A 22643-nucleotide genomic window follows, 5' to 3' on the forward strand; every position below is an offset into this window, starting at 1 on the left:
AGGTGATCCAGCAGACCCTCAAGGACCTGGACGAGGCGTGCCGCAAGCACGGCACGTGGAAGGTGCGCTGGAAGTCGAAGGCGAAGTGGTGGCCCTCGTTTCGGTTCCCTACCGCCAAACACCTGCCGGTAGAGCGGATCGGCCGCAAGTGGGGGCGGGTGTACCTGCCCAAGTTCGGCTGGGCCCGGTTTCGCATGTCGCGCCGGCTCGGGGGAAGCGTCAGGTCCGCGACCGTGTCCCGGGACGGCAGGCACTGGTTCATCAGCTTCCTGATCGACGATGGCATCGCCGAGCGTGAGCAACACGCGTCCCCGCGATGGGTAGGCGTGGACCGGGGGGTGGTCACGGCAGCCGTGACCTCCGACGGGGAGTTCTTCGACCGCCGCCACGCCGCAACCGGCGGTGTCTCCTCCACGCGTCCGCCACCGCAGATGCCAGGGCATCGAAAGAACGACCCCGGGTATCTCACGCCCGGCGAAGCGCAACGGTATCTCCGGCTGCAACGCCAACTCGCCCGCACCACGAAGGGATCGAAGCGGCGCAAGAGGGTCAGGGCCGCGATGGGTGAGATCATGCGGCGGGTGCGGTGGCGGCGCGCCGACTTCAACGCGCAGACCGCGCACCGACTCACTGGCGGGTACGGGCACGTGGTCATCGAAGAGCTGAACACCAAGGGCATGAGCGCGGCCGTCACGCCGAAGCCCGACCCCGCCCGGCCAGGCAGGTTCCTGCGCAACGGCGCAGCCGCTAAATCCGGGCTCAACAAGGCGATTCTCGACAAGGGCTGGTACGGCCTGGAAGTCGCCCTGCGCTCCAAGGCGCGCTACACCGGCAGCGCCATCCATAAGATCAACCCCGCGTACACGTCCCAGACGTGCCCGGAACCCGCATGCGGGAAGGTGGACGAGAAGAGCCGCAAGAGCCAAGCGATCTTCTCCTGCACCTCTTGCGGGCACACCGAGCACGCCGACATCGTCGGGGCGAGGAACATCAAGTCCAAAGGACAGGCGGCCGGGCCGGTCGTCTCAGGGCGTGGAGACCCAGCCGGGTCCGCGAAACGCCAAGCACCCCGTTCCAGAGCACGGGAATCCCCGCCCCTTCAGGGTGAGGAGCAGGTCAACTACTCAGGGGCGACCAGACCCTCGATGTAGTCGAGATAGCCCTCCGCCTGGGCCAGCTGATCCTCGCCGAGCTGCTGAAGCATGGGCTTGACGGTCTCCTCCTGGTCCCGCGCGAACTTCTTGATCTTCGGTGAGCGGGGCTCGGCGCGTTCGAGCCGGCGGATGCCCGCCCGGGTCGACTCCTCCATGTCCTTCAGCGTCTTGTTGATCAGCGGGCCGTCTGTGGACGAGCCGAGCAGGCTGGCGACCTCATTGGCGCGCGTCTTGGCCGCGTTGAGCTCGCGCTCGCCGCGTTTGGCGTCGTCGGAGGTGAGATGGACGAAGGTGCTCTCGGCGGCGCGCTTGAGCGGGTAGAGCGAGTCACCGGGTACCGCCCGGTAGGTGGCGAAGGAGGAGACCGTCATCGCCGTCGCCAGCCCCAGCGCGGCGAGCTGGGACAGCAGCGGCCTGCGCCGCGCGGGGCGGCGGTGCGAGGCCGGCTTGGCGGCCGTCTCCTGCTCCTGCCGCGTTGCGAGCGCGCCGGACAGCAGCTCGGCGCGCAGTCGTTCCCTGAAGGCCGGTTCCGGCCCACCGCCGAGCGGCAGCTCCCGAAGTTCGGTGAGCTGCTCCAGCACGCGCTCTCGTCGGCGGCGCCCCCTACTCATGACGGCTCCCCGACCGTTGCGGCCATGACACCTGCTTAACGAGGGGCGGATGGTGGAGGTTACGCCAAGTCGTGCTTGAGGGCTCTGGCCAGCGACCGTACGGCCCGGAACTGCAGCGCTTTGATCGCTCCACTCTTCTTCCCCATGATCAGCGCGGTTTCCGCGAGCGAGAGGCCGTGCAGGAAGCGCAGGACCACGCATTCCTGTTGTTCGGGATTGAGATCTCGTACGGCGCGCAGCACCCGATCGTTGATGATGGCCGTGACCACGGCGTTCTCCGGGATGTGGGAGCCGTCGAGTGGAACGTCCATCACCTCGCCCGTCGGGATCTCCAGCCGATAGCGGCCCGACTTGAAGTGGTCGGTCACCAGGTTTCTCGCGATGGTCACGAGCCAGGCCCCGAAGTCGCGGCCCTGCCAGGTGAAGTCGCCGATCCTGCGCAGGGCGCGCAGGAAGGTCTCGCTGGTGAGGTCTTCGGCCAGCGGATGGGAGCCGACCCGGAAGTAGATGTAGCGGTAGACAAGGTCCACATAGCGGTCATAGAGCGTGCCAAAGGACTGCGTGCATCCGTTCTTGGCATGCGTCACCAGCGTACGGAGGTCATCGGGCACGTCTTCGCGCACGTCTTCGCGCACGGCGAGCTCGCCCGTCCGGGCAGGTCCAGCGACCGCTGGAGCGAGGAGCCCGGCGAACGGCGACGAGTCAGGCATCCGGTATCCCTAGGGGTAAGGGGTGCGGCGTGCTCGAACACTCTAGAAATCAACCGGAAATTCCACAATCCACGGCTTGGGTGCATGACTAGGCGTAATCGGCGGATACCGTGTTGGACCGACCCGTTCCCTCTTCGGCTACCGGCTGGGAGGCATCGTCCGGCAGCATTGGAGTCACCATGGAGATCCTCGTTGCTGTCCTAGCTCTTGCCGGTGCGCTCCTGGCCGCGATCGCGGCGGGAGCCCTGATCCAACGACTCCGCGACGAGCCTGAGGGGTGGTTGGTCGCCTGGACCGTTGCAGTCGTGGCTTTGTGCCTATCACTCGGTGTGATCGGCTTCGGCTATCTCATGGGCTTCGGCGGGTTCACCTTCCGGGTCTATCAGGTGACCGGGTCCCTGCTGGCGCCGCTGTGGCTGGGCGTCGGGCTGGTGCAGCTGCTGTCGGAGAAGGCGCCTCCCAGGTTCCTGGCGTGGTTGTTCGGCATCGCGCTGACCGTCGTGGCCGCCGTGATCATGGTCTGGGACCCGCTGAAGACCGAGGAGATGGGCAAGTCCCTGCCCTCCGCCGCCAACCACTGGAACCTCGTCCCCAGTTACCTGCTGATCGGCGTACACGTCATCGACGTGGTGGTCATGCTGGCGATGCTGGTGGTCGCCGGGCTCAAGTGGCGCAACGGCGACGAATACGACACCGACAACCTGCACGCGACCGTGGTCGTCGTCCCGTCGGGGCTCGCGCTCGTGGGTGCGATGAGGTTCGCGGTGCCGCCGTTGTTCGCCACGGCGCTGCTCGCCGTCGCCGCGGCGGCGGTCTGGTACACCGTGCTGCGGCCGCTGGCGCCGTACGAGGACGACGACGAGGACGACTTCGGCCCAGAGCACGACGATCGCTCCCCACGCCGTGACGATCGCTCTCAGCGCCGGGAAGAGCGTATGCCGCCGCGCGTGGAGCGTCCGCCGCTCAGGGACGAGCCCGTGGCGCTCCGCGAGGAGCGGCCCCTGGCCATGGACGAGCGCCGGATGTTCCGCGACGAGCCGCCGCCCCCTCCCGGCCGCGGAGCGATGCGGGAGCCGGCGCCGCCCGCCGACCTGCCGCCGCGCAGGTCCTCGGGGCTGGGGGACCTGGTGGCCGAGTATCGCGCGGGCGACCAGGAGGTCGACTACGCCGCCCGCATGGCGCCGCCGCCCGACGCGGGACCCTCGACCGGCTACATCATGAACGGCACCGGACCCCAGCGGCCCGACTACGCCATGCCGGGAACGGGAGCGGTCTATCCCGGCGCCGACGTGTTCACGCCCGCGCAGCAGCAGCAGCCCGGCTCGGGCAAGCCCTCACCGAGCATCTTCGGCCTGCTCACCGTCTTCACGATCATGGACGGCGCGGGCGACGCGTTCGACCGGCTGGCCGAGGCGACCGTCGAGGCCGTGCGCAGGGGCGAGCCCGACACCCTCGTGTACGCCTGCCACGCGGTCAAGTCGGCCCCCCTGCAGCGCATCGTCTACGAGCTCTACCGTGACGAGGTCGCCTATCGCGACCACCAGCGCCAGCCGCACGTGGAGCGGTTCGTCAACGAGCGGCAGTCGATGGTGCTGGCCACCAACGTCATCGAGCTCACCGTCAACGCCGCGAAGGTGGTGCCGCTGCCCATGGCCGTCTACTGAGCGAGGGCGGCCCGCAACCGGCTCTCGCTCACCCGCCAGAAGTCGTGCTGCACCCCGTCGATCAGTGTGACCGGGATCATCTCCCGGTATTTCTCCTGGAGCTCCTCGGAGCTCTCGATGCTGATCTCCTCCCACGGCACGCCGAGCTCGCCCGCCACCCTGGCGACGACCTCGCGCGCGTCGTCACACAAGTGACAGCCGGGCTTGGAGAGCAACGTGATGCGATGCATAACGCAACCGTACCCCGCTGACTTTGTGCATCGGTTCACAAAGGGATTAACCTGAAAGGCGGTCCGATTCCGTTCACGCGGCCCCAAGCCGCCCGTTCCCTGGAGCACCGGCACGTGAAGAGCCCGTCCCAGCCCCGTGACCGGGGCATTCCCGAGGCGACGGTCGCCAGGCTTCCGCTGTACCTCAGGGCGCTGCACGGGATGGCCGAGCGGGGTGTCGCGACCGTCAGCTCCGAGGACCTGGCCGTGGCCGCCGGGGTCAATTCCGCCAAATTGCGCAAAGATCTGTCACACCTCGGCTCCTACGGCACCCGCGGCGTAGGGTATGACGTTGAATACCTCGTCTACCAGATCTCCCGTGAGCTCGGCCTGACACAAGACTGGGCGGTCGCGATCGTCGGAGTCGGTAACCTCGGCCGCGCGCTGGCCAACTACGGCGGTTTCGTCTCCAGAGGCTTCCGGGTCGCGGCGCTCGTGGACGCCGACCCCGAAGTCGTGGGCGACACCATCGCGGGGTTGAATGTGGAGCACATCGACGAATTGGAAGCCGTGATCAAACGGCGTGGGGTCTCGATCGTGGTTCTGGCGACACCGGCGGCAGCCGCGCAGAAGGTGTGCGATCGCGTGATCGGCGTGGGCGTCACCAGCATCCTGAACTTCGCCCCAGTTGTGCTTTCCGTCCCCGACGGCGTCGATGTCCGTAAAGTCGACCTATCAATCGAACTGCAGATTCTCGCGTTCCACGAGCAACGCAAGGCTGGGGGGCCACTCATGGCGGTGGACAGTCAGTGAGTGTTCTGGCTATAGGACTCAGCCACCGGACCGCACCGGTGGCCATGCTGGAGCGTGTCTCGATGACTGGCGACGCGCTCGTCAAGCTCCTGCACGACGTACAGAGCGATCCCTGCGTCGCGGAGGCCATGGTGGTCTCGACCTGCAACCGGGTCGAGGTCTACGTCACGGTCGACCGCTTCCACGCCGCCGTCACCGCCGTCAGCACGCTGCTGGGCGAGCACTCGGGCGTCCCCGTGGAAGAGCTGACGCCGCACTTCTACGTGCATTACGAGGAGCGGGCGGTCGAGCACCTGTTCTCCGTGGTGTGCGGCCTCGACTCCATGGTCGTCGGCGAGGGCCAGATCCTCGGGCAGGTCCGCCAGGCGCTCAAGCTGGCGCAGCGCCAGGGCACCGTCGGCGCCACCCTCAACGAGCTGGTCCAGCAGGCGCTGCGGGTCGGCAAGCGGGCGCACCACGACACCGGCATCGACAAGCACGGCGCCTCCCTCGTCTCCGCGGGCCTCGGCCTGGCGGGCGAGCTGCCCGGGCGCAGGGCCCTGGTCGTCGGCGCGGGCTCCATGAGCTCGCTGGCCGCCGTCACGCTGGCGCGCGCCGGGGTCACCGACATCGTCGTGGCCAACCGCACCTACGAGCGGGGCGCCCGGCTGGCCGAGTCCGTCGGCGGGCGGGCGGTCGAGTTCACCGCCGTGGCCGCCGAACTCGCCGCGGCCGACATCGTCATCACCTGCACCGGCGCCGGCCGTCACCTCATCACCGCCGGCATGCTCACCAGGCCCGCGTTTCTGCTGGACCTGGCGCTGCCCCACGACATCGACCCGGCCGTGCGCGAGGTTCCCGGCATTACCCTGGTGGACCTGGAGACGATCCAGGAGTCCGGCATCGGCTCACGCGAGGGCGACGCCGTACGGTCCGTACGCGACCTCGTCGCCGCGGAGCTGCGCGCCTACCTCGACGCCGAACGGGCGGCCAAGGTCACCCCGACCGTGGTGGCGCTGCGCAGCAAGGCGGCCGGCGTGGTCGAGTCGGAGCTCGGCCGCCTGCTGATGCGGGTGCCCGACCTGGACGATCGGGCGAAGGACGAGGTCGCCATGACCGTGCAGCGGGTCGTCGACAAACTGCTTCACGAGCCGACTGTGCGTGTCAAGCAGCTCGCCACCTGCCCAGGAGGCGATCATTATGCGGAAGCCCTGCGGGAGTTGTTCAACCTGGATCCGAAGATGCCCGAGGCCGTGAGAGAGGTGGAGCTGTGACGACGCGGTTGGCCACGCTGCGCCTCGGCACCCGCCGCAGCCTCATGGCGACCACGCAGTCCGGGATGGTGGCCGACGCCTACACCCAGCGCACCGGGCGCGCGGTGGAGCTCGTCGGGATCACCACGTTCGGTGACGTGACGAAGGCGCACCTGGCGCAGCTCGGCGGCACGGGCGTGTTCGTCGGCGCCCTGCGCGACAAGTTGCTCGAGGACGAGGTCGACTTCGCCGTGCACTCGCTGAAGGACCTGCCGACCAAGCAGGACCCGCGCTTCACGCTGGCGGCCATCCCCGCCCGGCACGACCACCGCGACGCGCTGGTCGGCTCGCACAAGTTCGCCGACCTCGCGCCGGGCGCGAGGGTCGGCACCGGCTCGCCGCGCCGCGTCGCCATGCTGAGCGCGTTGCGTCCCGATCTGGAATACGTCCCGATCCGCGGCAACGCCGACACGCGCATCGGCAAGGTCACCTCGGGTGAGCTGGACGCGGTCGTGCTCGCCTCTGCCGGGCTGACCAGGATCGGCCGCAGCGCCGACATCGCCCAGATCTTCGAGGTCGAGGAGCTGCTGCCCGCCCCAGGACAGGGGGCGCTGGCCGTCGAGTGCCGCTCCGACCGCGCCGATCTGATCGAGTTCCTGGGCGTCCTCGACGACCCCCGTACCCGCTCCGCGGTGATCGCGGAACGCGCCGTTCTGGCAGCTCTCGAGGCCGGATGCGCCGCACCGGTGGGTGCTTTCGCGTCCGATGACGGGCACACTCTGAACCTGACCGCTGTGGTCGTCTCCATCGACGGCCGCGAAGCGGTCCGCAAGTCCGCCGCCGGCTCTCCTTCGGAGGCAGCGAACCTGGGCCGCCTCCTCGCGGCCGAGATGCTCGCCGAAGGGGCCGACAGATTGATGGGGGAGCATTCCCATTGAGCTCCGATAGTCCGACCTCCGGTTTCGTCGCGTTCGTGGGCGCGGGTCCCGGTGATCCCAACCTACTCACGCTCCGCGCCGCCGAGCTGCTGGCCAAGGCCGACGCCGTGGTGCTCGACGACGAGACACAAACCCCGTTGCTGCGTCACTGCCGTGAGAACGTCGAGGTCGCCGAGGGTGACTTCGTCAAGCGCGCGGCACGGGGACAGTTCGTGGTGCGCCTGTACGAAGGCGACCCGATGCTGTTCTCCTCGATCACCGAGGAGGTCGCGGCCTGCGCCGCGGCGGAGGTGGACTTCGAGATCGTGCCCGGCGTGCCGCCCGCGACCGCCGTGCTCACCTACGCGGGCATCCCGCCGGCGACCGGCGTGCCCGAGTTCAGGGTGGTCGACGCCGCCCAGGACCAGGACTGGGCCGACCACGCCGCCTGCCGGGGCACGCTGGTGATCTACAGCGGCATCGGCGACGCGGTGGCCATTGGCAAGGCCCTCATCGCCGGCGGCAAGCCCGACACCACGCCCGTCGCGGTCAGCAGCGCAGGCACCACCACCGAGCAGTACACCGTCGTGTCCTCGCTCGGCCGGCTCCAGGCCGACCTCAAGCACGCCGGGTTCACCGAGCCCGCGCTGATCGTGGTCGGCGAGGCCGTCGGGATGCGCGACAAGCTGTCGTGGTTCGAGACCAAGCCGCTGTTCGGGTGGCGGGTGCTGGTTCCGCGTACGAAGGAGCAGTCGCGCAGCCTGTCCGATCAGCTCGTGGCCTACGGCGCGGTGCCCGAGGAGGTGCCGACCATCTCGGTCGAGCCGCCGCGCACGCCGCAGCAGATGGACCGCGCCATCAAGGGCCTGGTCACGGGGCGCTACGAGTGGGTGGCCTTCACCAGCGCGAACGCGGTCAAGGCCGTACGCGAGAAGTTCGAGGAATACGGCCTCGACGCCCGTGCCTTCGCCGGGCTCAAGGTGGCCGCCGTGGGCGACGCGACCTCGCGGGCCCTGGTCGAGTTCGGGGTCAAGCCGGACCTGCTGCCCTCCGGCGAGCAGTCGTCCGAGGGGCTGGTGGCCGAGTGGCCGCCCTATGACTCGATGCTCGACCCGATCAACCGGGTGCTGCTGCCGCGGGCCGACATCTCCACCGACACGCTCGTCGCCGGGCTGACCGAGCTGGGCTGGGAGTGCGACGACGTCACCGCGTACCGCACCGTGCGGGCCGCGCCGCCGCCCGCGCCCACCCGCGAGGCGATCAAGGGCGGCGGCTTCGACGCCGTGCTCTTCACCTCCTCCTCCACCGTGCGCAACCTGGTGGGGATCGCGGGCAAGCCGCACAACGTCACCGTGATCGCGGTCATCGGGCCGCAGACGGCCAAGACGGCCGAGGAGTTCGGGCTCCGGGTCGACGTCATGGCCGACACGCCATCCGCCTCCGCCCTGGCCGCCGCGGTGGCCGAGTTCGGAGCCAAGCAGCGTCAGGCGGCCCTGGCCGTGGGCGACACCCCGCGCCGGCCCTCACAGAACCGCCGGGGCGCCAGAAGGAGAGCCAAATGAGCGCGCAATTCCCCGTCGCCCGCCCCCGGCGGCTGCGCCGCAACCCCGCGCTGCGCCGGATGGTGGCCGGCACCAGGCTGCACGCCGCGGACCTGATCCTGCCCGTGTTCGTCAAGGAAGGCATCTCCGAGCCCAACCCCGTGGCCTCGATGCCGGGCGTCCTGCAGCACACCCGCGACTCGGTGCGCAAGGCCGCCCGCGAGGCCGCCGAGGCCGGGGTGGGCGGGCTGATCCTGTTCGGCATCCCCGCGGTGAAGGACGCGCGCGGCTCGGCCGCCGACGATCCCGACGGGATCCTGCAGGTGGCGCTGCGTGAGGTGAACGCCGAGGTCGGCGACTCCATCGTGGTGATGGCCGACACGTGCCTCGACGAGTTCACCGACAACGGGCACTGCGGGATCCTGACGCCGTCGGGTGACGTGGACAACGACGCCACGCTGGAGCGGTACGCCTCGATCGCGGTGGCCCAGGCCGCCGCGGGCTCGCAGATGGTGGCGCCGAGCGGGATGATGGACGGCCAGGTGGGGGTGATCCGCGCGGCCCTGGACGGGGCCGGTTACGGAAACATCCCGATCCTTGCCTATTCCGCCAAATACGCCTCCGCCTTCTTCGGCCCGTTCCGCGAGGCCGCCGAGTGCGCGCCGCAGTTCGGCGACCGCAGCACCCACCAGCAGGACCCGGCGGGGCCGCTGGAGGAGGCGCTGCGCGAGGTCCGCCTCGACCTGGCCGAGGGCGCGGACGCGGTCATGGTCAAGCCGGCGCTGGCCTACCTCGACGTCATCACCCGCTTCAGGGACGAGGTGGACGTGCCGGTGGCCGCCTACCAGGTGAGCGGCGAGTACGCGATGATCGAGGCCGCCGCGGCCAACGGCTGGGTGGACCGGGATCGGATGATCATGGAATCGCTGGTCTCGATCAAGCGGGCCGGGGCCGACCTGATCCTGACGTACTGGGCCACCGAAGTGGCGCGAAGGCTCTAACCAAGGGGTTTCCCGTCAACTCCTGGGGCCCGTGGGTTAGAGTTGCATGACAAGTGCTGGTGTGTCCCGCGTGCGCATAGGTGCAGATTCCTGCTGCCCGCGCGGTTGGCGGCCGATAGTGCCGCCCGGAGACGGGACCTCCTCAGGCACTGTGAGTCGACGGGAGACACCATGGTGGGGGTACCACTGGCTCGGCGTACCAAAAAGCGGGCGCGGCCGACACGTATCGGAACCTTGCTCGAATATGCCGCCCTGGGCTGGCCCGTCGTGCCGGGCGCCTATCCGCTGCCACACGGGCGGCGCGCCTGCTCCTGCGACCGCCTCGGTTGTCCCGACCCCGGTGCCCATCCGCTGTCCCCCGCCTGGCACATGCAGGCCACGACCGACCCGGCCCTGCTCACGCGCTGGTGGCAGGCCGAGCCCGAGGCCAATGTGATTCTGCCCACGGGGCGCGTGTTCGACGTCTTCGACGTACCGCTCGCCGCGGGCCTGTCGGCCCTCACCAGGATCGACGCCGCCGACGCCCACTCAGGCCCGGTCGCCGCTCACGGCGACCGGGTCTTGTTCTATGTGGCCACCCGGGGCAACCCCGAGGACGAGGACGAGTGGTGGTCGTGCCACCTCGACTGCGACCCCGCCACCATTGACGACACGCCTGGGCTGCGGTGGCACTGCCGCGACAGCTACGTCCTGGCGCCGCCCTCGACCCTGCCCGGCGGCCGGCCCGCCACCTGGCTCCGGCCCCCCGACGGACGGCCCCTGCCCGATCCGCTGCGCATCCTGGAGTGGCTGGCCGACTGAGGTCAGAACCGGCGGATGTCGCGCTGGTCGACCTCGGTCATGATGCCGGCCACGGTGGCGAAGTCATCGTCAATGTGCAGCACCGTGAGCCCATGATGCACGGCGGTGGCGCACAGCAGCAGGTCCACGACGCCGGCGGAACGGTGTTGCCCCTTCTGCGTCAGCTTGTACTGCGCGTTCTCGACCCATCTCCAAGCCGACTTAGGGACGGGTGTCAGTTCGCACAGGATATTGAGATCGTCTTCCAGTTCGTCCCGGTGAGCTGGACCTGTGGCCGAATAGAGGAATTCCGTCCTGGTCGGTTCGCAAATCCGCAGCGGCTGCGTCGTGATCCGATCGGCCCATGCCTCCAGCACCTCGGTGTTCCGCAGGACGTACCACAGCGCGGAGGTGTCGATGAGGTAGGCCATCAGGTGATCGCGTCTTTCCAGGCGGTTCTCGATGCCTGGCGCGCTGCCGCGGCCTGGTCGAACTCGCCCCGCTGACCGCGGGCGGCGAGCCTGTCCAGCGCCTCGATCCGCTTGATCCGCGCGACATACTCGCTAAGAGCGAGGTTCACCGTCTCCTTCTTCGTCGTCGTGCCCATCAGTCTCATGGCCTCTTTGAGAGTGTCGTCGTCTATGTCGACCTGAGTGACTGACACGTTGCCCCCTAATGTTGGTAACCACTAAAGGCTATGTACATAGTCACTATAGCTCGCCTGTGCCCGATCTCGGGATCGGCGACTGCCCCGGCTAATCTGGGTCGCGTGAGCCGTACACAGAAATCCGAGGACCTGTTCGCCCGCGCCCGCCAGATCGTGCCGGGAGGCGTCAACTCTCCGGTGCGCGCGTTCGGCGCGGTGGGCGGCACGCCGCGTTTCATGGCTTCGGGCCAGGGGCCCTACCTCACGGACGTCGACGGCAACAGCTACGTCGACCTGGTCTGCTCCTGGGGGCCGATGATCCTCGGGCATCGCCACCCCGCGGTCGTCGAGGCCGTGTCAGAGGCCGTGGCGACCGGGTTCTCCTATGGCACCGCGACGCGGGGCGAGGTGGAGCTGGCAGAGGAGCTCGTGGCCAGGGTGGCGCCGGTCGAGAAGGTGCGGCTGGTCAGTTCTGGCACCGAGGCGACGATGAGCGCGGTGCGGCTGGCCAGGGGGTTCACCGGGCGGTCGAAGGTGATCAAGTTCGCGGGGTGCTACCACGGGCATGTGGACGCGCTGCTGGCCTCCGCGGGATCCGGGGTCGCGACGTTCGGGTTGCCGGACACGCCTGGGGTGACGGGGGCGTCGGCGGCGGACACGATCGTGCTGCCGTACAACGATGTCGCGGCTGTCGAGGAGGCGTTCGCGGCGGCGGACGTCGCGTGCGTGATCACGGAGGCGTGCCCGGCGAACATGGGGATCGTCCCGCCGCGGCCCGGCTTCAACGCGCGCCTGCGCGAGCTGTGCACGGCCAACGGGGCGTTGCTCATCGTGGATGAGGTGCTGACGGGGTTCCGGGTCTCCCAGGCTGGGTGGTACGGGCTGGACCCGGTGGAGGCCGACCTGATGACGTTCGGCAAGGTCATGGGCGGGGGGCTGCCGGCCGCGGCGTTCGGCGGGCGGGCCGATGTCATGGCGTGCCTCGCTCCCGAAGGGCCCGTCTACCAGGCGGGGACGTTGTCCGGCAATCCGCTGGCCTGCGCGGCGGGGCTGGCGACGTTGCGTGCCCTGAACGCGGCGGCGTACGCGCGGGTGGACGCGGCGGCGGGCAAGGTCGGCGATCTCGCTTCAGAGGCGCTCGCGGCGGCGGGGGTGCCGCATCGGCTGCAGCGGGCGGGAAGCCTGTTCTCGATCTTCTTCACGGAGGCCGAGGTGACGAACTTCGCCGAGGCCAAGACACAGAACACGGCCGCGTTCACCGCGTTCTTCCACTCGATGCTCGACCAGGGCGTCTACCTGCCGCCGTCGGCGTACGAGGCGTGGTTCCTGTCTGCCTCGCACGACGACGAGGCGATCGGCCGCGTCGCCGAGGCCCTTCCCGCGGCGGCGAAGGCGGCCGCCGCCATTCTGTGATCGCCGCCCATCGGTCGGCGCGCGGGCCGGCGGCTGTGAGGATCCCGACGGCCGCCAGTCCAGCACCCCGCCGCTCGCCGTTCCTGGAGGCGCCCCAGTTCCAGCGCGGAACCTCGCCCTCGGAGGTGGTGAAAGTGGTCGCTGTCATTCTTCAGAGTGAGGGCAGGCTCGGTACGAGCGCATCGGGTGTCGCATGACCCCACAGCGCCGACAAGGGTGAGAAGAAGATGCGGTCACCCGAGGGGAGGTTCGTCCTGCCGAGGTGCAGGACGTAACCGGCCTGGAACTTGTCGCCGAGCTTGTCTCTCAACCAGCGCAGATGCTTGGCGTCCTCGCTCTTGGGCGTGGCGGAGGCCTTGACCTCGATGCCCACCACGCTGCCGTCCCGGCGTTCGAGGATGAAGTCGATCTCGCGCTTTTCCCTGTCGCGGTAGTGGCGCACAGTGACGTGCCGCCGCGCGAAGGTCGAAAGTTTGACGAGTTCGGCGAAGACGAAGGTCTCAAGGAGCCCGCCGAGAGCGGGATGACCCGGCGAGAGGAGCGATTCGGCGTCCACATCCATGAGGTACGCGGCCAACCCGCTGTCGGTTACGTACGTCTTGGGCGCGTGGGTCACCCGAGAAGAGAGATTGTTGGACCAAGCCGGTGCGGAGGCGACCAGGAAGACGGTCTCCAAATACGCGAGATACGTGCGTACGGTCGCGACATCGAGCCCAAGCCCCTCCGCGACGTGCGCGATCAGGTCAGGGATCGCCTGCGCCTTGTTGACGTGGGCGAACTCACGGATGTCGCGGAAGATCACAGTGTCCAGGTAGCCGCGGAACCAGGACCGGATCGCGACCGGCGAGGCAAGGCGCAGGACCTCCGGGGTAGAAGATCCATGTTGCCCCTCACCTGGGAATAAACGGTCGCGCGTACTCTGAGTCCCAGTTTCGCGGAGTTGGTTTTCCCAGATCCGCGGGGCGGGTTTTCCCAGTTTCGCGGACTTCATTTTCCCTGATTCGCGGGAATCCGGCTCGTGGAATCGCCGATCGGGGGCGTCAGGACGGCCGACGTGCCGGGGCGGGTTCGGGGAGTGAGGGGCGGCGGGGTCTGGTGCCGGCGTACAGGACGCCGGAGACGATGAGCGCCGCCGCCAGCAGCTTGGGCCAGGACAGGGGCTCACCCGTGACGAGCGCCGCCGACGACATGCCGAACACCGGCACGAGCAGCGTGTACGGCGCCACCGTCGAAGCGTCGTACCGGCGCAGCAGCCAGCCCCAGACGCCGAAGCCGCCCAGGGTGGAGACGAAGGCCACGTACAGCAGCGACAACCAGCCCTCGACGGGGGAGGTCAGCACCGGTGGGCCTTCCAGCACCAGAGACAGCAGCAGGAGCGGGGGCGCGGAGAAGGCGCTCACCCAGACCATGAAGCGCAGCGAGTCGGGCGGGGCGGCGCGGCGCTGAACGACGTTGCCGAGGCCCCAGGCGGCCGCGGCGGCCACGCACAGGAGGAAGGCTCCGAGCGGGCCGGAGAGGCCGAAGTCGACCGCGACCAGGGCGAGACCGCCGAACGCGACGGTCAGCCCGAGCACGCGGCGGGCGGTGAGCCGCTCCCCGAGCAGCCTCACCGCGAACACCACGGTGAACAGAGCCTGCATCTGCAGGACGAGTGAGGTCAGGCCGGCCGGCATGCCCGCTCGCATTCCCACGAGCAGCAGTCCGAACTGGCCGACCCCGATGGTGGCCGCCACCCCGGCGACCCAGCGCCAGGCGACTCCGGGCCGGCCTGCGAACAGCAGGGCGGGGAACGCCGCCATGGCGAACCGCACGCCCGCGTACAGCAGGGGTGGGAAGTGCTCCAGGCCCACCTGCATGACCACGAAGTTGAAGCCCCAGACGGCCGCGAGGCCGACGGCGAGGGCGAGATGGCGGGGGGTCACTCAGAGAGCTCAGCGAGTGGGCTTCTGGTAACGGATGCGCTGGTCGCGCGCCTGCTCGGCGAGCGCCTGGAGGTAGGACACGGAGCCGGTCTGCTGCTTCTTCGTCTTGATGATTCTCATGCAACTATTTTCATACGCTACACATTCAACCACAAGCGAGACTTTCTACGCTAAACCGTTTAGGCTGGCTTACATGTTGGACTTGAACCGGCTCAAGGCCCTTCACGCCGTTCACGTCTACGGGTCCGTGGGAGCAGCGGCTGACGCGCTCATGGTCACCCCGTCGGCGGTCTCCCAGCAGATCGCCAAGCTGGAACGGGAGACCGGCGCGCGGCTCATGGAGCGCAACGGCCGCGGCGTGCGCCTGACGGACGCGGCGGGGCTGCTGGCCGACCATGCCGAGCGCATCCTCGCCCTCGTCGAGACCGCCGAGGCCGACTTCGAGGCGCTGCGCGGCGAGGTCGTCGGCCGGCTGAACATCGCCGCCTTCCCCACAGCCGTGCGCGGCCTCATGCCCGGCGCGCTCGCCGAGCTCCAGCAGCGCCATCCCGACCTGCACGTCCAGCTCAACGAGCGCGAGCCTGAGCGGGTGATCCGCGAGGTGTCCCGAGGCGAGCTGGACCTCGGCATCATCCAGGACTGGCTCAACCGGCCCATGGCCGTGCCCGAGGGCCTGTCCAAGGCGGCGCTGCTCGACGACGTGGCCGACGTGGCCGTACCGGCCGGTCATCCGCTGGCCGGGGAGCGGGAGGTCGAGCTGGCGGCGCTGCACGGCGAGCAGTGGATCAGCTCCACGCCCGGCACGATCTGCCACGACTGGCTGGTGTTCACGCTGCGCAGCGCCTCGCTGGAGCCGGAGATCCGGTGCATGGCCGACGAATACCCGACCCAGCTCGCGCTGGTGGCGGCGGGCCTGGGCTGCGCGATCGTGCCGCGGCTCGGCCGGGACTGCGTGCCCGACGGCGCGCGGCTCGTCCCGATCAGGCCGCGGCAGACGCGCCGCATCTACGCGGTGTGGCGTACGGACGCGGCGCGCAGGCCCGCGATCAGGGCCATGGTCGAGGCGCTGGCGGAGGCGAGCAGGAAGCAGGAGAACGCCTGGGCCGTCAGCTGAGCCGCGTCGGCGTGGGCCCTGGTGGCACGAGTCGGGCGAGCGGATAGGCTGTGCGCACCATGGCTGAAACCACCGTCGTTCACCTATTGCGCCACGGTGAGGTGCACAACCCCGCAGGCGTCCTTTACGGCAGGCTGCCGGGATACCACCTCTCGGAGACGGGCCACCTCATGGCCGAGACGGTCGCCAAGGCGGTCGGCGGCCGTGACATCGTCGCTCTCTACAGCTCACCGCTCGAACGCGCCCTGGAGACCGCGGCTCCCCTCGCGGAGAAGCTCGGTCTCGACGTCGTCCAGGACCCCCGGCTGATCGAGGCGGGCAACCTCCTGGAGGGGCGCGCCCTGGGCCAGGGCCTGTCGGTGCTGCGAAACCCGCGCAACTACCGCTATTTCTGGAACCCGCTGCGCCCATCCTGGGGCGAGCCCTACCCGGTCATCGTCCGCCGCATGAAGTCGGTGATCGACGACGCCAGGGCGGCGGCGCGCGGGCACGAGGTGGTGCTCGTCAGCCACCAGCTCCCGATCTGGGCGCTCAGGTCGGCCGCCGAGGGCCGCAGGCTCTGGCACGATCCGCGGCGCCGGCAGTGCGCGCTGGCCAGCCTCACCACGCTCATGTTCGACGGCGACCGCCTGGTCAGCATCGGCTACAGCGAGCCCGCCGGATCCCTGGAGACGGGGCCCTCCGTCCCCGGGGCCTGATGTCCGGGGCGCGGGGGCCCACCGGTAGAGTTGCAAGCTCTACCGGTTGTAGTACAAGGAGATCTTCCTCCGTGCGCGCCACATTCATTCCCCTCGTTCTCCTGGTCGTGCTGGCCGCGGGCTGCGCCGGCAACCAGAGTGCTCAGCCGCAGGCCGGCGACACGCGATTCGTCGCGGGCGACGGGAAGATGCAGGTGTTCGAGGCGGGCGAGCGCAAGGCCGCGCCGGCGATCGAGGGGCCGACCCTTGACGGCGCCACCGCCTCGCTGGCCGCGCACAAGGGCAAGGTCGTGGTGCTCAACTTCTGGGCGTCGTGGTGCGGCCCGTGCCGGGCGGAGGCGCCGGTGCTCAAGGAGGTCGCGGCCAAGACCAAGGACAGCGGCGTGCGGTTCCTCGGGGTCGACTTCAAGGACCGCCAGGCCGACGCGCGGGCGTTCGAGCGTACGGAGCAGACCGGCTACCCCCACCTCTTCGACCAGCCAGGCAAGGTCGCGCTGGCCTTCCAGGGCACCGTGCCGCCCGCGGCCATCCCGTCCACGCTGATCATCGACAAACAGGGCAGGATCGCGGCCAGGGCGCTGGGCGCGGTCAAGTACAACGACCTGATGAACACGGTGACCAAGGTGCGCGATGAATGACGTCGTCGCCTCCGGCTCGCTGCTGCTGGCCGTGCCCATCGCGGTGCTGGCCGGGGTGGTGTCCTTCCTCTCGCCGTGCGTGCTGCCGCTGGTGCCCGGCTACCTGTCCTACGTCACCGGCATGAGCGCCGACCCCAAGCGGGGGCGGCTGGTGCTGGGGACGGCGCTGTTCGTGGCCGGGTTCGGGCTGGTGTTCGTGCTCAGCGGGGCGCTGTTCGGCGGGCTCGGGTCGGTCATGCTGGGCAACGCGGAGATCATCACGCAGGTGCTCGGCGTGCTGACCATCGTGCTCGGGCTGGCCTTCCTGGGCGTGCTGCCTGGGCTGATGCGCGACGTGCGCATCCACCGCCTGCCCGCCGCGGGCCTGGCGGGCGCGCCGCTGCTCGGAGTGGTGTTCGGGCTCGGCTGGACGCCGTGCATCGGGCCCACGCTCGCCGTCGTGCTGACGCTCGGGCTCAACGAGGGCAGCGCGGGCCGCGGCGCACTCCTGGCCGTCGCGTACGCCCTGGGCCTCGGCCTGCCCTTCGTCGCCGCCGCGCTCGCCTACAGCCGGGCACTGCGTACGTTCCGGGCCATCCGCAAGCATTCGCGCCTGATCACCAGGGTCGGCGGCGGCATGATGGTCGCCGTCGGCGTGCTGCTCGTGACCGGGCTCTGGGGAGAGATGATCGCGGCCATGCAGGGACTGATCGGCGCCTTCGAGCCGGTGATCTGATGAGCGTCGAGGAGCTGGAGAAGGAGCAGGCGCCCAGGCAGGCCGGGTTCGGGCCGGTGGCCTGGCTGCGCTGGACCTGGCGCACGCTCACCTCGATGAAGACGGCGCTGATCCTGCTGTTCCTGCTCGCGCTGGGCTCGGTGCCCGGCTCGCTGGTGCCGCAGCGCGGTGTCGATCCCGACAAGGTGGCCCGGCTCTACGAGCAGAGCCCGACACTGGCCGAGTGGTATGACAGGTTCCAGCTCTTCGAGGTGTTCACCTCGGCCTGGTTCGCCGCCGTCTACCTGCTGCTGTTCGCGTCGCTGATCGGCTGCGTCGTCCCGCGTGCCGCGGTCTACGTGCGCGAGTTGCGCCGCAAGCCGCCGGCCGCGCCCAAGAACCTGTCCCGCCTGCCGCACTCCGCCTCCTTCGAGGCCTCTCTCGAGGATGGCCTGGAGGCCGAGGAGGCCGCGCGGCGGCTGCGTAAGCTGCGCTTCCGCGTCGTGACGGGCGACGGCTGGGTGTCGGCGGAGAAGGGCTACCTGCGCGAGACCGGCAACCTGTTCTTCCACGTCGCCCTGCTCGGCATCCTGCTCTCGATCGGCGCCGGGTCCCTGTTCGGCTACCGGGGCAACGTGCTGGTCGTCGAGGGCGACGGGTTCGCCAACACCGTCGCGGCCTATGACCGGTTCATCCCGGGCAGCCAGGTCTCGGCCGAGTCGCTGGAGCCGTTCTCCTTCCAGCTCGCCGACTTCAAGGTGTCCTACCAGGTCACCGGCGACAAGAAGGGGCAGGCGCTCGACTACACGGCCCGCCTCAAGGTCAACGACTCGCCGACGGCGCCCGCTCGTGACTACGACCTCAAGGTCAACGATCCGCTGGAGATCAACGGCACGCAGACCTACCTGATCGGCAACGGCTACGCGCCTGTGTTCAAGGTCACCGACGGCAAGGGGCAGGTGGCCTTCGAGGGGCCGGTGGCCTGCCTGATCGAGGAGAAGGCCACGATGACCTCCGGGTGCGTGGTCAAGGTGCCCGACGCGCAGCCGTCGCAGCTCGGGTTCCTGCTGCGGTTCCTGCCCACCAGCGTGCCGCTGACCAACGGCGGCTACGCCTCGGCCTTCCCCGGCGAGCTCAACCCCGAGGTGCAGGTGCTCGGGGCGTTCTCGGGCGACCTGGGCGTGCGCTCGGGCAAGCCGCAGTCGGTCTACATGCTGGCCGAGCCCGAGGTGGAGAAGAAACTCAAACGCCTGATCATGGGGTCCAACGCGCCCAAGCCGCTGGCCGTCGGGCAGTCGGTGGACCTGCCCGACGGGCTGGGCAAGCTCGAGTTCACCGGCGTCAAGGAGTGGATCACGCTCCAGACGGCCTACGATCCCGGGCGCATGGCCGCCCTGCTCGCGGCCGGCACGGCCGTCGTCGCCATCGCGCTCTCGCTCATGATCCGCCGCCGCAGGGTGTTCGTGCGGATCCAGGAAGGCCGGGTCCATGTGGGCGGCCTGACCCGTACAGAGGGCTCCGCGGCGGGCTTCGCGGAGGAGTTCGCCGACATCGTCAAGGTTCTATCAGCAGGAGAGAAGTATGTCCGCTGAACAACTCGCCGAGCTGAGCGATTTCTTCGTCGTCGCAGCCGTGCTGCTCTACGTGTTCGCCATGGTCGGCTTCGCGATCGAGCTGGCCTTCGGCCGATCCCGCCCGAACAAGGCGGAGGCCGCCGTCGAGACGCCGGTCGAGGTCAAGCTGCCGGTCGCGGTCGGGGCGGCGGGAGGCGCGTCTGACGTGCCCGCTGCCGCCGCGTCGGAGCAGGTCCCCGTCAAAGCGTCCCCCGGGGCCGCCAGGGCCGGCACGGTGGCGCTCGCGCTCGCCTGGCTCGGCTGGGCCGCTAACTTCGGCGCCATCGTCACCCGCGGCCTGTCCGCGGACCGGTGGCCCTGGGGCAACATGTACGAGTTCGTGGTCGCGATCTGCTTCGCCGCCGTGACCGCGTTCCTCGGCACCCAGCTCCGCCACAACGTGCGCTTCATGGGCGCGTTCGTCATGCTCACAACCGCGCTCGGGCTAGGGCTGGCCGTCAAGTTCTTCTACACCGTCGCGGGGCCGGTCATGCCCGCGCTGAACTCGTACTGGATCGCCATCCACGTCACCGCCGCGATCATCTCCAGCGGCCTGCTGACGATCGCCGGCGTGTCCGGTGTGCTCTACCTCGTGCGCGGAGACGGGATGTCACGCCTGCCCTCCCGCGCCGATCTGGAGCGGGTGGCGCACCGGGCGATCGTGTTCGCCTTCCCGCTGTGGACGTTCGCCGTCATCGCGGGCGCACTCTGGGCGGACCGCGCCTGGGGCCGCTACTGGGGCTGGGACCCCAAGGAGGTCTGGTCCTTCATCACGTGGGTGGCCTACGCGGCCTACCTGCACGCCAGGGCGACGGCGGGATGGCGGGGCAGGGCCGCGACGATCGTGCAGCTCATGGCGTTCGGCTGTCTCATGTTCAACCTCGTCGGGGTCAACATCTTCATCGAGGGGCTGCACAGCTACGCCGACGTGGACTAACTCATGTCATCGCCGCGCATGCGGCGCTCAAGGTCGCGCAGGAAGTCGGGGTCGTCGTCCGGTCCCTTCGGCATGCCGGGACCCGGGGGGACGGGCCACGGCGCGCGCGGAGCCCGCGGACGGCCGCGGGCCATCCACACCAGGCCGCCGAGCAGCGGGATGAGCACGACGATGAGGACCCAAAGTGCCTTTGGTACGTTCCTAACCTCGTCTTCCGGCGTGGTGACCACGTCGAACAGTGAGAAGAGCCAGAAGGCCAGCAGCGCCAGGCCGATCAGAACACCTGCCATGACCCGAACTGTAAGCCATGATGCGACCTGATCGTGCTGCCCGATGTCCCATTTCGGGTGACTAGCGGAAGATCGACGTCGTACGGTGGAATCGGATGTGGCGGTCTCCACGGGGCTCCATGGGCGTTGAGGGGTGCGATGGCCTTTTCTCACGACAAGGCTCCGAGCGACAAAGGCCGGCATCGGCGAGGTCGCTGGTGGCGGCGCGGGTCATACCTCTTCTCCCGCCGCGGCGAGGCTCCCCCCGACGCCGAGCGCTCCTTCTGGTCGGATACCCGCAGGAAGACCCGGGACAAGCACCGTGACGAGCGCCCCGAGCGGCTGTCGTGGCCCGGCGGCGGCGAGCCCGAGCGCAGGATGTGGCCCGGCGGTGAGGAGTCTGAGCGCGGGATGCGGCCCGGTAGTGAGGAGCCCGAGCGCAGGACGTGGCCGGGCGCGCCGAACGGGCGGCGTTCGCCCGAGGCGGCGACCTGGGACGGTTTCGCGATACGCGAACGCGTCGAACGCCTGCCGGCCGCCGTCATGATGGACCGCCCCCGCTACACCTGGTACGACTTCGAGCTGCCCGACCAGCCCCCCAGAGCCCAGCCCGACCGCCCGGACGCGCCCTCGCGCGGAGACGGCCTGCGCCACTGCGGCAGGCTGGAGACGATCCTGCACCGCCAGTGGGACGCCAGGCAGGGACCGCCGTCGCCGGAGGTCATCAGGGCCGTGGAGAGCCTGGCCAGGCTGCCGGAACGGCTGAAGGAACTGCTCGCGACGGGCCTGGAGGGCATCTACGTCGGTCCTGGGGGAGTGCCCGACCTCGACGACATGGGCTACTTACGCGGCGCCCCGCTCCCGTCGGGCCGCGCGACCTGGGACATCTGCGCGGGCGCGTACGGCGACCGCAAGATCGTCGTAGGAGACCGCCCCTCGCCCACACCCGACGTGATGATGCACGAGGCCGGCCACGCGATCGACGACATCGACTCGGCATACGGCGACTGGGTGTCGGACTCGCCCGAGTTTGTACGTCTCTACAACACGGCGATCCCGCTGCTGGCCTCGACGTTCCACCGCCAGGGAGGCGGACTGGGCCGCAAGGAGTTCTTCGCCGACGCCTTCGCCGCCATCGCCTCCCGCCAGCGCCCGGCCCTCGTGGACATGCTCGGGGGAGACACGCGCCTGGCGCTCGACATCATGCTGTTCTTCAACCGGCGCTACGGAATCTAGGTGATCGGCGATGTACGTCATCCGGCTCGCGGACGGGACCCTGCGCGTGCCGCAGAGCCTGGCCAGCGAAGACGGGCGTCTGATCGGCAACGCGTACGTGGAACTGCGGCCTGGTGATCCCGACTACGAACAGTGGCTGCCGGAGTCGCTGACCGAGGAGGAGGCCGAAGTGCGCCGCCGTCGCTGGGAAGAGGAGAACGACGACCTGGAGCGCGAGTTCCTGGCCTTCAAGGCGCAGCAGGAAGATGCCTGAGACGAGCAACGGACAGGCGCCAGCCACGGTCTGCGGTTGGCGCCGCCCTGTGCTCGCCGTACGTAAGTGTGGCCGGAAAGCACGTCGTACAGAGGGTTCCGCCAGCGGTGATCCTGGCGGCGCCGGGCCACTGTGAAAGCGGCCCGCCGTGCAGGATCACCGACTTGACGGAACGTCAGACGCGCGGGGACTCACCTGCTGGCCTGTCGGCCGTAAGAACGTCCTCGCCTCGAAGAAGGGCGTGAACTTCCGACTCGCGGAAGCGCCGGTGCCCTCCGGGGGTGCGGATACTGCTGATGCGGCCTGCCGCTGCCCAGCGCGTAACCGTCTTTGGGTCTACCCGGAAGAGGGCGGCAACCTCTCCTGGGGTCAGCAGACGCTCGCTGCTACTCTCCACCAATCTCTCCCCCTCGCATCCCGCTTCCTGCCAGCGGGCGGACAGGTAACCAGTGTGTCGAGCGAAGCCTGATTTATCCGTGGTTTTCTACAAAGATCACGGGTTGTTATCAGCTGACTGCCCGATTGTTATATGATAGAGCCTCTTTGGGGCTCTCGTGGGTGTTTCTTTACGAAACTCC

At 69.4% G+C, this 22643-nt stretch carries 26 protein-coding genes; 17 read left to right on the forward strand and 9 right to left on the reverse strand.

Annotated features, from left to right (window positions below; translation table 11 throughout):
* The first annotated feature begins 2 nt into the window (after positions 1-2).
* The gene (locus tag ACFPZ3_RS61635; RefSeq protein ID WP_379523731.1) at positions 3-1151 is read left to right on the forward strand and encodes an RNA-guided endonuclease InsQ/TnpB family protein; all 1149 of its coding nucleotides are present in this window, start codon (positions 3-5) and stop codon (positions 1149-1151) included.
* Here the strand turns inward: ACFPZ3_RS61635 and ACFPZ3_RS61640 are convergent.
* Entirely contained in the window at positions 1121-1765 is a 645-nt protein-coding gene (locus tag ACFPZ3_RS61640) for a DUF5667 domain-containing protein (protein ID WP_379523732.1), read from the reverse strand. The genes ACFPZ3_RS61635 and ACFPZ3_RS61640 overlap by 31 nt on opposite strands.
* A gap of 59 nt (positions 1766-1824) precedes the next feature.
* Positions 1825-2475 carry a sigma-70 family RNA polymerase sigma factor gene (locus ACFPZ3_RS61645; protein WP_379523733.1) on the reverse strand — a complete coding sequence of 217 codons (651 nt, stop codon included), beginning with the start codon at positions 2473-2475 and terminating at the stop codon, positions 1825-1827.
* Positions 2476-2654: 179 nt separating this feature from the next.
* Between ACFPZ3_RS61645 and ACFPZ3_RS61650 the strand changes: the two genes are divergently transcribed.
* Positions 2655-4139 carry a putative quinol monooxygenase gene (locus ACFPZ3_RS61650; RefSeq protein WP_379523734.1) on the forward strand — a complete coding sequence of 495 codons (1485 nt, stop codon included), beginning with the start codon at positions 2655-2657 and terminating at the stop codon, positions 4137-4139.
* Here the strand turns inward: ACFPZ3_RS61650 and ACFPZ3_RS61655 are convergent.
* Positions 4133-4369, reverse strand: a complete 237-nt coding sequence (locus tag ACFPZ3_RS61655) for a glutaredoxin family protein (RefSeq protein ID WP_379523735.1) — start codon at positions 4367-4369, stop codon at positions 4133-4135. The genes ACFPZ3_RS61650 and ACFPZ3_RS61655 overlap by 7 nt on opposite strands.
* A 114-nt stretch (positions 4370-4483) precedes the next feature.
* Here ACFPZ3_RS61655 and ACFPZ3_RS61660 point away from each other — a divergent pair, with 114 nt between their 5' ends.
* The 6 genes from ACFPZ3_RS61660 (at position 4484) to ACFPZ3_RS61685 (ending at position 10653) form a co-directional block, all read left to right on the forward strand.
* On the forward strand, positions 4484-5161 hold the full coding sequence (locus tag ACFPZ3_RS61660) for a redox-sensing transcriptional repressor Rex (protein ID WP_379523736.1): 678 nt from the start codon (positions 4484-4486) through the stop codon (positions 5159-5161).
* Positions 5158-6414, forward strand: a complete 1257-nt coding sequence (locus tag ACFPZ3_RS61665; protein ID WP_379523737.1) for a glutamyl-tRNA reductase — start codon at positions 5158-5160, stop codon at positions 6412-6414. The genes ACFPZ3_RS61660 and ACFPZ3_RS61665 overlap by 4 nt, the downstream gene beginning before the upstream one ends.
* On the forward strand, positions 6411-7331 hold the full coding sequence (hemC, locus tag ACFPZ3_RS61670; protein WP_379523738.1) for a hydroxymethylbilane synthase: 921 nt from the start codon (positions 6411-6413) through the stop codon (positions 7329-7331). The genes ACFPZ3_RS61665 and hemC overlap by 4 nt, the downstream gene beginning before the upstream one ends.
* Positions 7328-8872 carry a bifunctional uroporphyrinogen-III C-methyltransferase/uroporphyrinogen-III synthase gene (locus tag ACFPZ3_RS61675; RefSeq protein ID WP_379523739.1) on the forward strand — a complete coding sequence of 515 codons (1545 nt, stop codon included), beginning with the start codon at positions 7328-7330 and terminating at the stop codon, positions 8870-8872. Before hemC ends, ACFPZ3_RS61675 begins: the two co-directional genes overlap by 4 nt.
* On the forward strand, positions 8869-9852 hold the full coding sequence (gene hemB / locus ACFPZ3_RS61680; protein ID WP_379523740.1) for a porphobilinogen synthase: 984 nt from the start codon (positions 8869-8871) through the stop codon (positions 9850-9852). Before ACFPZ3_RS61675 ends, hemB begins: the two co-directional genes overlap by 4 nt.
* A gap of 171 nt (positions 9853-10023) precedes the next feature.
* Entirely contained in the window at positions 10024-10653 is a 630-nt protein-coding gene (locus ACFPZ3_RS61685; protein ID WP_379523741.1) for a bifunctional DNA primase/polymerase, read from the forward strand.
* Between the two features lie 2 nt (positions 10654-10655).
* Here ACFPZ3_RS61685 and ACFPZ3_RS61690 read toward each other — a convergent pair whose 3' ends face one another.
* Both ACFPZ3_RS61690 and ACFPZ3_RS61695 read right to left on the reverse strand, forming a co-directional pair.
* A complete protein-coding gene (locus ACFPZ3_RS61690) occupies positions 10656-11063 on the reverse strand; it encodes a PIN domain nuclease (protein ID WP_379523742.1) in 408 nt (135 codons plus the stop codon).
* Entirely contained in the window at positions 11063-11296 is a 234-nt protein-coding gene (locus ACFPZ3_RS61695) for a type II toxin-antitoxin system VapB family antitoxin (RefSeq protein ID WP_379523743.1), read from the reverse strand. The genes ACFPZ3_RS61690 and ACFPZ3_RS61695 overlap by 1 nt, the downstream gene beginning before the upstream one ends.
* A 105-nt stretch (positions 11297-11401) precedes the next feature.
* Between ACFPZ3_RS61695 and hemL the strand changes: the two genes are divergently transcribed.
* Positions 11402-12691, forward strand: a complete 1290-nt coding sequence (gene hemL, locus ACFPZ3_RS61700; RefSeq protein WP_379523744.1) for a glutamate-1-semialdehyde 2,1-aminomutase — start codon at positions 11402-11404, stop codon at positions 12689-12691.
* A 151-nt stretch (positions 12692-12842) separates the two neighbouring features.
* On the opposite strand, the gene ACFPZ3_RS61705 is transcribed toward hemL, so the two are convergent.
* Together ACFPZ3_RS61705 and ACFPZ3_RS61710 are read right to left on the reverse strand one after the other, a co-directional pair.
* Entirely contained in the window at positions 12843-13682 is an 840-nt protein-coding gene (locus tag ACFPZ3_RS61705) for an ATP-binding protein (protein ID WP_379523745.1), read from the reverse strand.
* Between the two features lie 49 nt (positions 13683-13731).
* Entirely contained in the window at positions 13732-14613 is an 882-nt protein-coding gene (locus tag ACFPZ3_RS61710; RefSeq protein WP_379523746.1) for an EamA family transporter, read from the reverse strand.
* 193 nt (positions 14614-14806) lie between these two features.
* On the opposite strand from ACFPZ3_RS61710, the gene ACFPZ3_RS61715 reads away from it, so the two are divergent.
* The 6 genes from ACFPZ3_RS61715 (at position 14807) to ccsA (ending at position 20307) form a co-directional block, all read left to right on the forward strand.
* Positions 14807-15727, forward strand: a complete 921-nt coding sequence (locus tag ACFPZ3_RS61715; protein ID WP_379523747.1) for a LysR family transcriptional regulator — start codon at positions 14807-14809, stop codon at positions 15725-15727.
* Between the two features lie 59 nt (positions 15728-15786).
* Positions 15787-16425, forward strand: a complete 639-nt coding sequence (locus ACFPZ3_RS61720; protein WP_379523748.1) for a histidine phosphatase family protein — start codon at positions 15787-15789, stop codon at positions 16423-16425.
* Positions 16426-16496: 71 nt separating this feature from the next.
* Positions 16497-17063 (forward strand): TlpA family protein disulfide reductase, encoded by a 567-nt coding sequence (locus ACFPZ3_RS61725; RefSeq protein WP_379523749.1) that lies wholly within the window; start codon positions 16497-16499, stop codon positions 17061-17063.
* Entirely contained in the window at positions 17056-17778 is a 723-nt protein-coding gene (locus ACFPZ3_RS61730) for a cytochrome c biogenesis CcdA family protein (RefSeq protein WP_379523750.1), read from the forward strand. The genes ACFPZ3_RS61725 and ACFPZ3_RS61730 overlap by 8 nt, the downstream gene beginning before the upstream one ends.
* Positions 17778-19349, forward strand: a complete 1572-nt coding sequence (gene resB / locus ACFPZ3_RS61735; RefSeq protein WP_379523751.1) for a cytochrome c biogenesis protein ResB — start codon at positions 17778-17780, stop codon at positions 19347-19349. The genes ACFPZ3_RS61730 and resB overlap by 1 nt, the downstream gene beginning before the upstream one ends.
* Positions 19339-20307 (forward strand): cytochrome c biogenesis protein CcsA, encoded by a 969-nt coding sequence (ccsA, locus tag ACFPZ3_RS61740; protein ID WP_379523752.1) that lies wholly within the window; start codon positions 19339-19341, stop codon positions 20305-20307. Before resB ends, ccsA begins: the two co-directional genes overlap by 11 nt.
* Here ccsA and ACFPZ3_RS61745 read toward each other — a convergent pair.
* Positions 20304-20597: a PLD nuclease N-terminal domain-containing protein gene (locus tag ACFPZ3_RS61745; protein ID WP_379523753.1), complete on the reverse strand. Its 294-nt coding sequence runs from the start codon at positions 20595-20597 to the stop codon at positions 20304-20306. The genes ccsA and ACFPZ3_RS61745 overlap by 4 nt on opposite strands.
* Before the next feature lie 138 nt (positions 20598-20735).
* On the opposite strand from ACFPZ3_RS61745, the gene ACFPZ3_RS61750 reads away from it, so the two are divergent.
* Together ACFPZ3_RS61750 and ACFPZ3_RS61755 are read left to right on the forward strand one after the other, a co-directional pair.
* Complete coding sequence (locus tag ACFPZ3_RS61750; protein ID WP_379523754.1) at positions 20736-21812, forward strand: hypothetical protein; 1077 nt, start codon at positions 20736-20738, stop codon at positions 21810-21812.
* Between the two features lie 10 nt (positions 21813-21822).
* Positions 21823-22065, forward strand: coding sequence for a hypothetical protein (locus ACFPZ3_RS61755; RefSeq protein WP_379523755.1), 243 nt, complete (start codon positions 21823-21825; stop codon positions 22063-22065).
* Between the two features lie 175 nt (positions 22066-22240).
* On the opposite strand, the gene ACFPZ3_RS61760 is transcribed toward ACFPZ3_RS61755, so the two are convergent.
* Positions 22241-22462, reverse strand: a complete 222-nt coding sequence (locus ACFPZ3_RS61760) for a BldC family transcriptional regulator (protein WP_026214226.1) — start codon at positions 22460-22462, stop codon at positions 22241-22243.
* Positions 22463-22643 lie beyond the last annotated feature (181 nt).

It is taken from the genome of Nonomuraea insulae (genome assembly GCF_042656245.1).